Here is a 12,695-nt window from a genome sequence, read left to right as displayed (position 1 = left end):
CGTCAGCTTGCAGCGCATCGGGCGCGCTTTCCAGCCTGACGCCGGGGCATGGTTGGCGCATCATGCACACTTGCCCAGCTGCGCCCGCCCGGCTAGGTCTTGGCCCATGACAGATTTGCGCCAAACCCCGCTCGCCCAGTCCCTGCCCGCCTCCGTCCCGTTTGTGGGACCGGAAACCCATGAACGCCAGCGCGGCGCGCCATTTGTTGCGCGGCTCGGCGCGAATGAGAACCTCTTTGGCCCCTCCCCCAAAGCGGTTTCGGCAATGCAGGCCGCAGCGGGTGAGATCTGGAAATACGGCGACGCGGAAAGCTACGAGCTGCGGCAGGCGCTGTCCGCACTGCACGGGATTTCGCCCGATCACATCATGGTTGGCGAGGGCATCGACGGGCTGCTGGGCAATCTGGTGCGGCTATATGTGGGCGCCGGTGATGCGGTTGTGACCTCGCTTGGGGCCTATCCGACCTTCAACTACCATGTGGCGGGCTTTGGCGGCGTGCTGCACACGGTTCCCTATCGCGATGATCACGAGGATATCGCAGCCTTGATGGCAAAGGCGCATGAGGTGGGCGCAAAGATCGTCTACCTCGCCAACCCCGACAACCCGATGGGCAGCTGGCATCGCGGCGCAGATATCGTGGCAGCGCTGGACGACCTGCCCGAAGGCAGTCTGTTGCTGCTGGACGAGGCCTATGTGGAATGCGCGCCCGACGGCACGGCAGCGCCAGTTGATGTAAATGATCCCCGCGTCATCCGCATGCGCACGCTGTCCAAGGCCTATGGTATGGCTGGCGCCCGCGTGGGCTATGCCTTGGGCGCGGTTGAGATGATTTCCGCCTTTCACAAGGTGCGCAACCACTTTGGCATGAACCGCTGCGCGCAGATCGGCGCGACGGAGGCAATCAAGGATCAGGACTGGCTGGCTCACGTGCAGGCAGAGGTTGCCACCGCACGGGACGAGATTTCCCGGATCGCCATCGAGAACGGTCTGACGCCGCTGCCCTCGGCCACCAATTTTGTCGCCATCGACTGTGGCCAGGACGGTGCGTTCGCCAAGGCGGTGCTGGACGCTTTGGTCAGCCGTGGCATGTTCGTGCGGATGCCCTTTGCGGCGCCACAGAACCGATGCATCCGTGTCAGTTGCGGCCCGGAGGCCGAGCGCGCGGCCTTCGCATCGGCCCTGCCAGGGGCCTTGGCGGAGGCCCGATCACAAGCAGACCGATAAACCGGAGCACGCGCGCCAGCGGCTTTACTCGGGATTTACCTCTTTGGCTTTAGTCTGAACGGACATTGCCTGTCTGGAGGGGTAATATGAGACGCCATGATGTACCGCCTGCCTCGACGGACTTGCTGTCCGCCACGCTCAGCTTCCTGACCGTGAACCTGCTGTGGATCTTCATCGTGCTGTGGTTGCTCTACGGGCTTGCGCCGGTGCTTCTGCTGGCCGTCGTGATGAACCACATGATCAACCGACTGGAGGTTCGCATGCTGTGGGCTCACCAGAAGTCGGAGCGACGCGCCTAAGGCAGCTCGCAAGATCCGCCTGTGGGGATGGCAGCCGTCTGCGCGTCGTCTCTGGCAGGCGCCTGCGGAGCGGAATTGATCTGCCCGCGAGATGCGGGCCGCGATCCATGTGTCTACATTCTAAGTGCGCTCTATGGCAAAGGCGGACCAGAATCCGGCTTTGCGCCGCTGCGCTCAGACTCTTCTTCTTGCCCCGCAAATGTGCACGCCGTTTTGAAACCGGAACCCGCGAAGGCGATCAGCCTGACAGAGGAGATATCACTCGTGGTTGAAAAGGCGGTCACGGGTGGAACGCCCGCCCCCGCCTTTCGCTGGCAGGTTCTCTGACAATGAGAGGGATCGCGCCGTCAGCCCGAATGGTTGCCGGACAGGACCTGTGTTGCGGCGTCGAGCGCGCCCGTGCCGTGAGGGATATTCAGCGCCTTCAGCCCTGTTTCGATCCCTCCCAGTAGCCCCATAATCATGTGACCATTCACATGCCCCATATGGCCAAGGCGGAAAAACCCGTGCCATTCCGAACTGTCAGGCGGCGCCATGCCCAACCCGATGCCAAGGGTCAGGCCAAGGTTCTCTTCCAGCCACATCCGCAGCTCCGTCGCCCGTGGCGATGGCAACCGCAACGCCGTCACCGCGTGAGAGCGCAGCGCGGGGTCCGCAACATTCATCGCCAGCGCACCACCCTCGCTCCAGCATTCACACGCCGCCCAAATGGCCCGGGCCAGCATTTCGTGACGGGTCCAGACCTGCTCAATCCCCTCGGCGTGGAGAATGTCCAGCGCCGCGCGCAGCCCATAAAGGTGATGTGTTGGTGCGGTGCCGCCAAAGAACTGATAGAAATACTCCGGGTTGGCGCGCGGGGTCCAATCCCAGTACCGGCTGACGCGCGGCAGCGCAGCACGGGCCTCGGCGGCCTTGTCGTTGAAGAACACAAACGACATCCCCGCAGGCACCATCAGCCCCTTCTGGCTGCCCGTGACCATCACATCAACGCCCCAGGCATCCATTTCAAACCGATCACACCCCAGCGAAGCAATGCAGTCGGCCATCAACAACGCCGGGTGATCTGAGTGATCCATTGCATCACGCAACCCGCTGATATCATTTCGAATTGATGTGGAAGTATCCGTATGGACGCCCAGCACAGCCTTGATTTCATGCCCCCGGTCGGAGGCCAGACGATCCGCGACCCGCGCCAGATCAAACGGGGCCTGCAGACCGAAATCCATCACCTCGATGTTGAGCCCAAGCGCCTCGGCCATCTCGCTCCAACCATAGGCAAATCGCCCCGACGCCGGCACCAACACCTTGTCACCCTCCTTCAGAGTATTCGACAAGGCCGCCTCCCAGGCCCCATGACCATTGGCGATATAAATGGCGACATGGTGCTCGGTGCGCGCGACCTTGCGCAGGTCGGGGGGCAATGTGTTGGTCATATCCACCAGCTCGCCCGCGTAGATATTCGGCGAGGCCCGGTGCATGGCTTGCAGCACCTCATCGGGCATGATCGACGGCCCCGGGATCGCCAGATATGATCGCCCGGACGAGAGTTTCACAGAATCGCGCATGTTCGAATGTCCTGCTGGGTGCTCCAAGTCAGGGTCTGATCGCAAAATCGACCCGGAGCGTATTTGAAAATCTCAGGCAGCCTAGCGCAGCCCCGGCTGAGGTCAATTGCCAAGCAGGCGCCAACCCAGCCGTTGCAGATGGCTTGCACGCTGCAGCTAAGCTGCTTAAATGTCGGGACTTGTCGCAAGAAACGCGGCGCATCGACACGTTTCTACGCATGGGAAGAGCACAATGAGCACGCAATACATGTCCTCGCGCGAGTTGTTGCGCTGGCTCTGGCGCGGCTACCTACGGCATCATGTGGGATTGCTGTCGATCGCCATCTTCTTCATGCTGCTCGAAGGGGCCTCCGTCGGTGGGCTCAGCTATATGATGCAGCCGATGTTTGACCTGGTGTTCGTCGACGGCAGTTCGGATGCGCTGATGTGGGTCAGCATTGCCTTTTTTGGCATTTTTCTGCTCCGCGGGATCAGCTCGGTGACGCAGAAGGTCATTCTGGCCACCATCAACCAGCGCTCCGAAGCGCATATGCGAACCGATATGCTGGATCGGCTGATCCATCAGGACGCCAGCTTTCACCAGCATCACCCGCCCGGCTTTCTGATCCAGCGCGTTCAATCCGATGTCTCTGCCATCAACCAGGTCTGGCAGGCGATCATCACAGGGTCCGGACGCGACGTGGCGCAGCTCGTCGCGGTGCTTGGCGTGGCGATCAGCGTTGACTGGCGCTGGACCGCCATCATGCTGATCGGCGTGCCCCTTCTGGTGCTGCCGCTTTCCATCGTACAGCGCTACGTGCGCAAGAAGGCCAGCCAGGCGCGCGATCTTGGCGCGGTGCAGGCCACGCGTCTCGACGAAGTGTTTCACGGCATCGTCCCGATCAAGCTGAACCGGCTTGAGAGCTATCAAACCGGGCGCTACCGCACCGCGACAACAGCGTTTGTGCGCGCTCAGATCAAGGCGGCACTTGGTGCTTCGTCGACCTCTGGTCTGGTGGACCTGATGGCCGGACTGGGAGTGATGTGCGTGATTCTGTTTGGTGGACGCGAGATCATCAACGGGGACAAAACCGTTGGCGAATTCATGAGCTTCTTCACCGCGATCGGTCTCGCCTTCGACCCGATGCGCCGTCTCGCCTCGATCATGGGGGTCTGGCAGGCCGCCGCCGCCGCCATGGAGCGCATCAAGGAGCTGATAGATGCGCCGATTACACTGGTCTCGCCGACAGATCCGAAGCCAGCCCCGACCGGCCTGCCCGAAATCCGCTTGGACAACGTGAACCTGTTCTACGGCGAGGCACATATTCTTCGCGATCTGTCACTGGTCGCCGAAGCTGGCAAGACCACCGCATTGGTGGGCGCCTCCGGGGCGGGTAAATCCACCATTTTCAACATCCTGACACGTCTTGTGGACCCGCAGGAAGGCTCCGTGACGCTGAATGGCACGGAGGTCCGGGATCTCGATCTCGGCGACCTGCGCAACCTGTTCTCCGTGGTGACGCAGGATGCATTGCTGTTCGACGAGACCCTCAAGGAGAACATTCTGCTGGGGCGGACCGATGTCAGCGACGAGCGCCTGACCGAAGTTCTGGACGCGGCCCATGTGTCGGACTTTCTGCACAAGATGCCAGACGGGCTTGAGACACGGGTGGGGCCGCGCGGCTCTGCCCTGTCCGGCGGTCAACGCCAACGGGTGGTGATTGCCCGTGCCCTGTTGCGCGACACACCGTTGCTGCTGCTGGACGAGGCGACCTCGGCGCTTGATGCACAATCGGAAAAGGTGGTGCAGCAGGCGTTGGAGAAACTCTCTGGCGGACGCACGACGATCGTGATCGCACACCGGCTCTCGACCATCCGTGCCGCTGACAAGATCGTGGTGATGGAACGCGGCCGGGTGATGGACGAAGGCCGTCACGAGGAGCTGTTGGAGCGCGGCGGGATCTACGCCGACCTTTACCGGCTGCAGTTTCAGGATGGCAAAACGGTGATCGATACCGATGGGGTCAATGCGCAACTCACACGCAACGAGAACCGCAACGATGGTGAACAAGCCGGTCTGTTGCGTCGGTTTGCCCGCCGTCTGTTCGGCTGACCAATACGCTGGCCCTTCCCCAGTTTGGACGACCGCTTGAACTTTGGCTCTGGCCGCGTCACATCTTGGCCAACGCCCAAACCCAAGAGAGGGAGACCCAGCATGGCAGACCGCCGCATCCTCCGCCTATCCGGCTCAGAAACCCGCGATTTCCTGCAGGGGCTGGTCACCAATGACGTCGGCAAGCTGGATCAGGGGATGGTCTATGCCGCGATGCTCACCCCGCAGGGAAAGTACCTGGCGGATTTCTTTATGGTCCCCGATGGCGATGCCGTGCTGCTGGACGTGGCAGAAGAGCTCGCGGATGGGCTAAGCAAACGCCTGAAGATGTACAAGCTGCGCGCTGATGTCACCCTTGAGGACAGCACGCTGAAGCTGCGCCGGGGCACCGGAGAGGCGCCCGATGGCGCCTTTGCCGATCCCCGTCATCCCGATCTCGGCTGGCGGCTCTATGGAGAAGAGGCAGGAGATGACGGCAGCAACTGGGACGCGATCCGCGTGGCGCATGTGATCCCCGAAACCGGGATTGAGTTGTCCCCGGACAGTTTCATTCTCGAAGTCGGGTTCGAGCGGCTGAATGGCGTCGATTTCCGCAAAGGCTGCTATGTCGGTCAGGAGGTCACTGCCCGCATGAAGCACAAGACAGAACTGCGCAAAGGTCTGCAACAGGTCGAGATCGAGGGCAGCGCCCCGGTCGGCGCAAAGATCACCGCCGACGGCAAACCGGTTGGGCAGGTCTTCACGCAGGCTGAGGGCAAGGCGATCGCCTATCTGCGCTATGACCGTGCAAAGGGTGCGCTGCAAGCCGAAGAGGCCGAGCTGCGCTGGCCATCGGGCGCGACCTCCTAAACCGCCCTCCCCCGGAGCACAGCCCAGCCTATCTCAGTTGTGGAATATTTAAAATTTGCGCTCTAAGGTGTCGCCGACCGCCTCCGTTTGGGAGGCGCAAAGGGAACAAATTTATGAATTTTCGACATCTGATGGGTGCGGTCGGGCTAACGGTTCTGGCATTGCCAGCAGCGGCAGACCATTATTGGGAATATGGCGACTGGCGGGTCAACATTACTGACGAAACCGCAGGCCAGAACGTGCGTCGATATTGCCGCGCAAGCACCGGTGGCGATGGCATGCCGACGCTATGGTTGGAATTCAGCGATGGCGATGCAGGCCCGCCACATGGCTATCCAACCCCGACATATTCCACCAGCGCACCGCGCGGCTATCGCACGCAGGTGGGCAACGCACAGGGCGTGGCATTTGTCTTTGACCAACAGGGCACATTCTTTGGCGTTGCCGAGGGCGGCATCGACGAAGAGGGGATCGCCTGGGCCGCTGCCAGCCCGCGCTGGCAGGATGTGAAGAATATGCTGCTGTGGATGAAGGCCGCCTCGCAGATGGAGGTGCGCGCCCTGGATGCCTACCAAGCGAGCAATCAGGTCTATGTTGCGTCGATGAACGGCTTCACCGCAGCCTATGGCAAAATGATGGACAGCTGCGGTCACTCGATCGAGATCCCACGCTAGAGCATGTCAGGTGGCGACGGGGGCGCTCCCGCCCGGCGCTATCGCATGGGACATGCGACATCTCCCGTTGGGCCGGGCGCCGCTGCGCGGCGCGATCAACCCAGACGCCTGACACAAAGAAGCCCCGGAACCATGCGCTGGCCCGGGGCTTTGGTCATCTTGTGGCGCGGATCAGGCCCGTTCGGAATATTCCATGGTCTCGGTGTTGACGATGATCATCTCGTCCTGGCCGACGAAGGGTGGCACCATGACCTTCACACCATTGTCCAGGATCGCCGGCTTGAAGGAATTCGCCGCGGTCTGACCTTTGACGACCGGCTCTGTCTCGACGATCTGGCAGGTCACTTTTTGCGGTACGGTCGCATTCAGCGCCTCGGCATCATAAAACTCCACCACGATGGTCATGCCATCCTGCAGGAACGGGCGACGTTCGCCCAGCAGCTCGGCCGGCAATTCGATCTGCTCGTATGTTTCGGTATCCATGAACACCAGCATGCCGTCGGTCTCGTAAAGGAACTGCTGATCCTTCTGCTCCAGACGTACGCGTTCGACCTTGTCCGCAGACCGGAACCGCTCGTTCAACTTGGAGCCGTTACGCAGGTTGCGCATCTCGACCTGGGCAAAGGCCCCCCCCTTGCCGGGCTTCACATGGTCGACCTTGACCGCGGCCCACAGACCGTCGTTGTGCTCCAGAACGTTGCCGGGGCGGATCTCGTTGCCGTTGATCTTGGGCATGGAAAACTCTTTCAGGTGGTTGATGACAGCTTTGCCCCTCCTATATCCGGGTGAGGAAAGGCTGACAAGATGACGATATATCGTGTGTCATGGTCTAACGACCGCGAAATAGGCATGCACAAGGTGCATAAATGATATGCATCTTTGGGGTACCCGAATCGTCACAATTCCGCCATAAGAAGCGACACGCCGAAAATGCAATAGCAAGAACAACAAAGGAAACGAGATGCGAGATTTCGTTGACGGCACCGCATTCAATAACGAACAGGGCAACCGGGCGCGCAAGCTTTTTGCCGCTGTTGTGCTGGCTGCCTTGGATGATGCCATTGCCGACGACAAGAAATACGGCAACGGACCCGAGCAGATCGCCCGCTGGGCACGTTCGCGCGATGGGCGTGAAGTGTTGACCTGCGCAGGTATCGACCCCAACGAGCGTGTGGTCGAAGGCCTGATGGACTTCGTTGGTCGCGGTGTTCGGACCTCTGTCGCGCTGTCGCGCGAAGAAAGTGAACGCCGGAATGCTGCGCAGGCCGAAGCGGCCTGATCGCACATAAATAAGCTGCCAAGCTGATTTGAGAAAAGCGCGTCCTGGGGGGCGCGTTTTTCTTTTGGGCGATACGTTTAGCGCATCGCTGAGCCGTACAGGCCGTAGGCTCTCAGGCGATTTTGGACCGCAATCACGTGGCCCAAGGGCGCCACGCGGCAACCTCGCCGAAACACACGTGGCGCACCACGCGAAAAGCGTGCTCCGGCCGTTTGACGCCCCTCGCGATCCCTGATCCGTCGCTTGCGTGATTGACCTAGCGGCCCGCGACGGTGCAACTGTCCCCAGTAGATCTGGCAAGCGAGACTCCCGATGGGCACCAAGGCAATCATGATACAGGGCACCGGCAGCAATGTGGGCAAGTCGATGCTTGTCGCAGGTCTGGCACGGGCGTTGTGTCGGCGGGGCCTGTCGGTTGCACCATTCAAGTCACAGAACATGTCCAACAATGCCGCCGTTACCTCTGACGGAGGCGAGATTGGCCGGGCGCAGGCCTTGCAAGCCCGTGCCGCGGGGCTGCCCCCGCATACCGATATGAACCCGGTGCTGTTGAAGCCGGAAACCGACACCGGCGCGCAGGTGATCGTGCAGGGCAAGCGGCGCGGCACCCGGGCGGCGGGCTCTTTCATGCGCGACAAGACAGGCTTGCTGGAGGCCGCACTGGAGAGCTTTCATCGCCTTGCCGCCCAGCATGACATTGTTCTCATCGAGGGCGCCGGCTCCCCGGCAGAAACCAATCTGCGCAAGGGCGATATCGCCAACATGGGCTTTGCAGAGGCCGCAGGGGTGCCGGTGGTACTGGTGGGCGACATCCATCGTGGTGGCGTGATTGCGCAGATTGTCGGCACTCATACGGTGCTCGATGCAGGCGACCGTGCCCGCATAAAAGGCTTTGCGGTCAACCGCTTTCGCGGTGACCTTAGCCTGTTTGACGGCGGTCGCGACGATATTTCCCGCTGGACCGACTGGCCCTCGCTCGGCGTGGTGCCGTGGTTCTGGGACGCTTGGAAGCTACCCGCCGAGGACATGATGGATATCGCCTCCCACGCGGGCGGAGGCTGCAAGATCGTGGTGCCTCAGCTGGAGCGGATGGCCAATTTCGACGATCTGGACCCCTTGGCCGCCGAGCCGGATGTCACCATCGAAATCGTCCCGCCCGGACGGGCGCTTCCGGGGGACGCCGATCTGGTGTTGATCCCCGGCTCCAAATCCACCATCGGCGATCTCGCCTATCTGCGCGCGCAGGGCTGGGATATCGACATCCTCGCCCACCACCGGCGCGGCGGACATGTGCTCGGCCTTTGCGGTGGCTACCAGATGCTCGGCAAGACCATAGATGACCCGGATGGCGTCGATGGCTCCCCGGGCACGGTGGAGGGGCTGGGGCTTCTGGATGTGCATACCGTGATGGCCGGGGACAAGCGCGTCACCCTGAGCGACGCGCAGACACGCGACGGCGCCCTGCCCGTCTCCGGCTATGAGATCCACATGGGCCGAACAACGGGCCCCGACTGCGCGCGCGCCTGGCTGACAGTGCAGGGTCGCGACGAAGGTGCGGCCTCAACAGATGGCCGCGTGCGCGGGTCCTATCTGCATGGCCTGTTCACATCGGATGCGTTTCGAGCCCACTTCCTGAGCGCTCTCGATCATTGCTCATCCATCGGATACGATGCCGGGGTGGAAGATACCCTGGATGCGCTGGCCGCGCACCTCGAAGAATATATGAATGTGGATCTCCTGCTGGAATTGGCAGACCCCATTCCCGGCCTGACGCGCTGACGCTCTGAAACGTCAGGCCTGCCGCGACCGGCGCCGTGCGTTGCACGACGTCCAAGTGCGTTCATTCACAGGTCAGAGCAGCTCTTGAGATGCGAGTGCACGCTGGATTTCGCGGCGCACCAGCTTGCGCACATTGCGGGTGATGCGCTCGCCAAGGGGGCCCTGAAGCTCCTCTCGTACGATGTCGGACACCAACGCGCGCAGCGCGTCCTCGTCAAGGAAATCCTCGGCAGAAGACAAGGCCTCCATGGCGACCTCTTCCGTGGCGCCGCGTGCCACTGCACCGATCTCATCCTCTGCAGGCTCCCGCGCGGAGACAAAACTGTCGGCTGCAACGTCGTCCTGCTGGTGATCTTCCCATTGAATGGTCTCGACCGAGGGGCCACTGTGCGGCACCGCCTCGATATCGTCTTCGTTCAGGTCGGGCACCGCAGTGCCATTACGGTCGGCAGCCGCCTCATCTGTGTTCCGACCGGCGGTTTCCAGTTCCGCGATACGACGCACGACGGCCGCGACACGGGCGCTCTGCTCGCGCGGCGTGTCCTGCGCCTTGGGTGCTGGATCCTGAACTGGGTCCTGAACCGCATCCGTCACCTGCGCCTCGGAATTTGTTTCTGCGCTGGTCTCTGTGCTTGTTTCTGCATCCGCCAGGCTATCAAACAGTTTCGCCTCCGGGTCGCGCCAGGGTGCGTCACCCCCAGCCTCCACAGAGGGCCCTCCCGCAGGCAGTGCTGCCTCAAGCGAGCTCGTCGACCGTCTCAGCTGGATCGGATCCGCCGCTCCGATCTCCTCGGTGTCCTCCACCGCGACGAAAGGCGCTTCGGCAATTTCTTCATCCCTGTCCGCCCCGGATGACCCTTCGCAGGGCGACAGCTCCGCATCACCCTGCGGCAATGATTTTGACGCTGAAGCCAATATGCGCGTGGCCTCATTACGGGATTGCTCGGTGACGGGATCGCGCCGCGTGGACAGGTTGACCTTCGCAATCTGGCGCACCGACTCTGCGCGGGCAGATGCATCCTCCGCCGCCGCAGTCGCATCGGGCTTGAACGACGCCACAACCGACGCCTTCTCGCGTGCATCGTGATCTTGCTGGGGTTGCTCCTCGCGCCCATTTTCAGAGGTCGGCGCGCTCTGGCTTTCCTGCGGTGTATCCTCCGACAGGTCAGAGGCCGGAACCCGCAGTGCAGGCGTCAGCACCAGGCGGGTTGCAGGCCTGCCTTCGTTGCGTGTCGGCGATGCATTGTCCCCATGACCATTGGTCTCACTGACCAGACGGCGGATGGAGGACAATACATCCTCGATTTCGGAGTGCGTAACGGGTTCAGACATTTTTATGAGCCAAGATCACCTCTTAGGGGCAAGTCTAGCCAGCTTGCGCCCATCACACAACAGCAACGTCAGACGATCAGTTCTTTCCAAGAGCCTTGAGCACCCGGTCCAGATCCTGACCGCGCTTGGTCACGAATGCCGGCGCGGAGCGTACCTGATTGTAGTAGATCTCAGGGTCATAGCGTTCCACCGCAAGGTTAAGGTTCTCCGCCGTCAACAGGCCCTGAGACTGCAGCAGGTCATACGCGGCAAGCGCCTGCGTTGCACGGGCCGACAAACGCGCGGTCTGCGCATCCAGCAGCTCTTGCTCGGCCTGCAGCACATCAAGCGTGGTGCGCGATCCCAGCGTTGCCTCTTCGCGAACACCGTTGAAGGCCACCTGCGCGGCCCGCACCCGTTCGTTCGAGGACACAAGACTTGCAGCAGCCGTCTCAAACGCCGTGTAGGCGCTGGCGGTGTTGCTGGAAATGCTGCGCTGGGTGGAGATCAACGCCCCCCGCTCCGCATCCAGACGTGCCAGATCTGCACGACGCGCGGCCGCGAGGGACCCGCCCGCATAAATTGTCTGGTTCAGCGACACGCCGATATCAAAGTTGTCGGTCCGCGTGTCGTTGCCGCGCACTTCGCCATGGGAGGCGGATGCGGACAGGTTCACGGTCGGACCCATGTCCCGCAGGGAACTGTCAGCGGTCAGCTGCGCCGCCTTGACCGCATGCTGCTGGGCACGCAGGCTTGGGTGGCTGCGCAGCGCAAGCGCTTGCGCGGTCTGAAGGCTGGACGCGCGGCGCGGCAGTGGCGGGTAGGATGTGACCGTTCCGGGAGCGCGGCCCACGACCTCCTCGTAGGTGGCACGGGCCGTCAGCAGATCACCCCTGGCATCGGTCAGATTGGCGCGGGCCTCGGCCACCTGGCTCTCCGCCAGAGCCACGTCCGTCCGCGTCACCTCACCCACTTCGAACCGGTCATTGGCCGCCCGCAGTTCTTCCTGCAGGAGACGCAGGTTGTTGCTGCGCAGGGACACGATGTCCTGCTGGGTCAAGACGTTCACATAGGCCTGCACCGCCGAGAAAAGCACTTGCTGCTCGACATCCAACAGCGTCTGGCGTGTTGCCAGAACCGTCTCTTGCGCGGCGGCAGTATCAAGACGTGAGGCGCCGTTGTCGAACAGCAGCCAGTTCATGCTCAGGCTCAGCGCAGCGCCGGTCCGATGGTCGGAGCTTGCGCCCAGCGACCCAAGTCCGGTGCGGTTATAGTCACGGGAAATCGACAGTGCTGTGCTGATCACTGGCCGCAGTCGCGCGACGGTGGCCGCGACCCCTTCGTCAGCGACGCGCAGCAAGGCGCGGTTCTGTTCGAGCAGGCCACTGCTGGTATAGGCGCCGATCATCGCATCGGTCACATTGTCGGCCCGGACCTGCGGTGCGCTGACCGCAGCGGTCGCCAGGACGCCTATAGCAGCAAAAGCCCTGATCCTCTTTGTGTTTACAAATCGTTGCATGCTGTCGCCTCGGTTTTGTTGGGGTTCGTTCAAACCCGTTTACGGTCTGATTGCGCTCAACATATGTGAATGTCACATTAAATTGAAAAGGGCCTGCACCCTC

The 12,695-nt window shown here is 62.0% G+C and carries 11 protein-coding genes; 7 read left to right on the top strand and 4 right to left on the bottom strand.

The features are described from left to right. Window positions 1-106 precede the first annotated feature (106 nt). Complete coding sequence (locus R0J92_RS02760; RefSeq protein ID WP_411050638.1) at window positions 107-1,225, top strand: pyridoxal phosphate-dependent aminotransferase; 1,119 nt, start codon at window positions 107-109, stop codon at window positions 1,223-1,225. A gap of 86 nt (window positions 1,226-1,311) precedes the next feature. Further along, complete coding sequence (locus R0J92_RS02755) at window positions 1,312-1,524, top strand: hypothetical protein (protein ID WP_106162937.1); 213 nt, start codon at window positions 1,312-1,314, stop codon at window positions 1,522-1,524. A gap of 347 nt (window positions 1,525-1,871) precedes the next feature. On the opposite strand, the gene R0J92_RS02750 is transcribed toward R0J92_RS02755, so the two are convergent. Then, window positions 1,872-3,089 carry a pyridoxal-phosphate-dependent aminotransferase family protein gene (locus R0J92_RS02750; protein ID WP_411050637.1) on the bottom strand — a complete coding sequence of 406 codons (1,218 nt, stop codon included), beginning with the start codon at window positions 3,087-3,089 and terminating at the stop codon, window positions 1,872-1,874. Between the two features lie 232 nt (window positions 3,090-3,321). On the opposite strand from R0J92_RS02750, the gene R0J92_RS02745 reads away from it, so the two are divergent. The 3 genes from R0J92_RS02745 (at window position 3,322) to R0J92_RS02735 (ending at window position 6,704) form a co-directional block, all read left to right on the top strand. Next, window positions 3,322-5,181 (top strand): ABC transporter ATP-binding protein, encoded by a 1,860-nt coding sequence (locus tag R0J92_RS02745; RefSeq protein ID WP_411050636.1) that lies wholly within the window; start codon window positions 3,322-3,324, stop codon window positions 5,179-5,181. Between the two features lie 102 nt (window positions 5,182-5,283). Beyond that, on the top strand, window positions 5,284-6,030 hold the full coding sequence (locus tag R0J92_RS02740; protein ID WP_411050635.1) for a YgfZ/GcvT domain-containing protein: 747 nt from the start codon (window positions 5,284-5,286) through the stop codon (window positions 6,028-6,030). A 113-nt stretch (window positions 6,031-6,143) separates the two neighbouring features. Next, window positions 6,144-6,704, top strand: a complete 561-nt coding sequence (locus R0J92_RS02735; protein WP_411050634.1) for a hypothetical protein — start codon at window positions 6,144-6,146, stop codon at window positions 6,702-6,704. 171 nt (window positions 6,705-6,875) lie between these two features. Here R0J92_RS02735 and efp read toward each other — a convergent pair whose 3' ends face one another. Continuing rightward, window positions 6,876-7,439, bottom strand: a complete 564-nt coding sequence (gene efp / locus R0J92_RS02730) for an elongation factor P (protein ID WP_106162942.1) — start codon at window positions 7,437-7,439, stop codon at window positions 6,876-6,878. A gap of 226 nt (window positions 7,440-7,665) precedes the next feature. On the opposite strand from efp, the gene R0J92_RS02725 reads away from it, so the two are divergent. Beyond that, window positions 7,666-7,983: a DUF6280 family protein gene (locus tag R0J92_RS02725; RefSeq protein WP_106162943.1), complete on the top strand. Its 318-nt coding sequence runs from the start codon at window positions 7,666-7,668 to the stop codon at window positions 7,981-7,983. 312 nt (window positions 7,984-8,295) lie between these two features. Beyond that, on the top strand, window positions 8,296-9,762 hold the full coding sequence (locus R0J92_RS02720) for a cobyric acid synthase (RefSeq protein ID WP_411050633.1): 1,467 nt from the start codon (window positions 8,296-8,298) through the stop codon (window positions 9,760-9,762). Between the two features lie 72 nt (window positions 9,763-9,834). Here R0J92_RS02720 and R0J92_RS02715 read toward each other — a convergent pair whose 3' ends face one another. Both R0J92_RS02715 and R0J92_RS02710 read right to left on the bottom strand, forming a co-directional pair. Further along, window positions 9,835-11,094 carry a hypothetical protein gene (locus R0J92_RS02715; protein WP_411050632.1) on the bottom strand — a complete coding sequence of 420 codons (1,260 nt, stop codon included), beginning with the start codon at window positions 11,092-11,094 and terminating at the stop codon, window positions 9,835-9,837. 76 nt (window positions 11,095-11,170) lie between these two features. Further along, window positions 11,171-12,592, bottom strand: a complete 1,422-nt coding sequence (locus tag R0J92_RS02710) for a TolC family outer membrane protein (protein ID WP_106162946.1) — start codon at window positions 12,590-12,592, stop codon at window positions 11,171-11,173. Window positions 12,593-12,695 lie beyond the last annotated feature (103 nt).

This window comes from Tritonibacter sp. SIMBA_163, assembly GCF_046535935.1.
Classification (GTDB): Bacteria; Pseudomonadota; Alphaproteobacteria; order Rhodobacterales; family Rhodobacteraceae; genus Epibacterium; species Epibacterium scottomollicae.
Note: the sequence above shows the minus strand (reverse complement) of the source record. Positions and strands in the feature narration are given on the sequence as shown.

Excerpts from the sequence above, each read along its gene's own strand:
- R0J92_RS02735 (WP_411050634.1), top strand. The coding sequence starts at position 6,144 with ATGAATTTTCGACATCTGATGGGTGCGGTCGGGCTAACGGTTCTGGCA.
- R0J92_RS02725 (WP_106162943.1), top strand. The coding sequence starts at position 7,666 with ATGCGAGATTTCGTTGACGGCACCGCATTCAATAACGAACAGGGCAAC.
- R0J92_RS02755 (WP_106162937.1), top strand. The coding sequence starts at position 1,312 with ATGAGACGCCATGATGTACCGCCTGCCTCGACGGACTTGCTGTCCGCC.
- R0J92_RS02720 (WP_411050633.1), top strand. The coding sequence starts at position 8,296 with ATGGGCACCAAGGCAATCATGATACAGGGCACCGGCAGCAATGTGGGC.
- efp (WP_106162942.1), bottom strand. The coding sequence starts at position 7,439 with ATGCCCAAGATCAACGGCAACGAGATCCGCCCCGGCAACGTTCTGGAG.
- R0J92_RS02745 (WP_411050636.1), top strand. The coding sequence starts at position 3,322 with ATGAGCACGCAATACATGTCCTCGCGCGAGTTGTTGCGCTGGCTCTGG.
- R0J92_RS02750 (WP_411050637.1), bottom strand. The coding sequence starts at position 3,089 with ATGCGCGATTCTGTGAAACTCTCGTCCGGGCGATCATATCTGGCGATC.
- R0J92_RS02715 (WP_411050632.1), bottom strand. The coding sequence starts at position 11,094 with ATGTCTGAACCCGTTACGCACTCCGAAATCGAGGATGTATTGTCCTCC.
- R0J92_RS02710 (WP_106162946.1), bottom strand. The coding sequence starts at position 12,592 with ATGCAACGATTTGTAAACACAAAGAGGATCAGGGCTTTTGCTGCTATA.
- R0J92_RS02740 (WP_411050635.1), top strand. The coding sequence starts at position 5,284 with ATGGCAGACCGCCGCATCCTCCGCCTATCCGGCTCAGAAACCCGCGAT.
- R0J92_RS02760 (WP_411050638.1), top strand. The coding sequence starts at position 107 with ATGACAGATTTGCGCCAAACCCCGCTCGCCCAGTCCCTGCCCGCCTCC.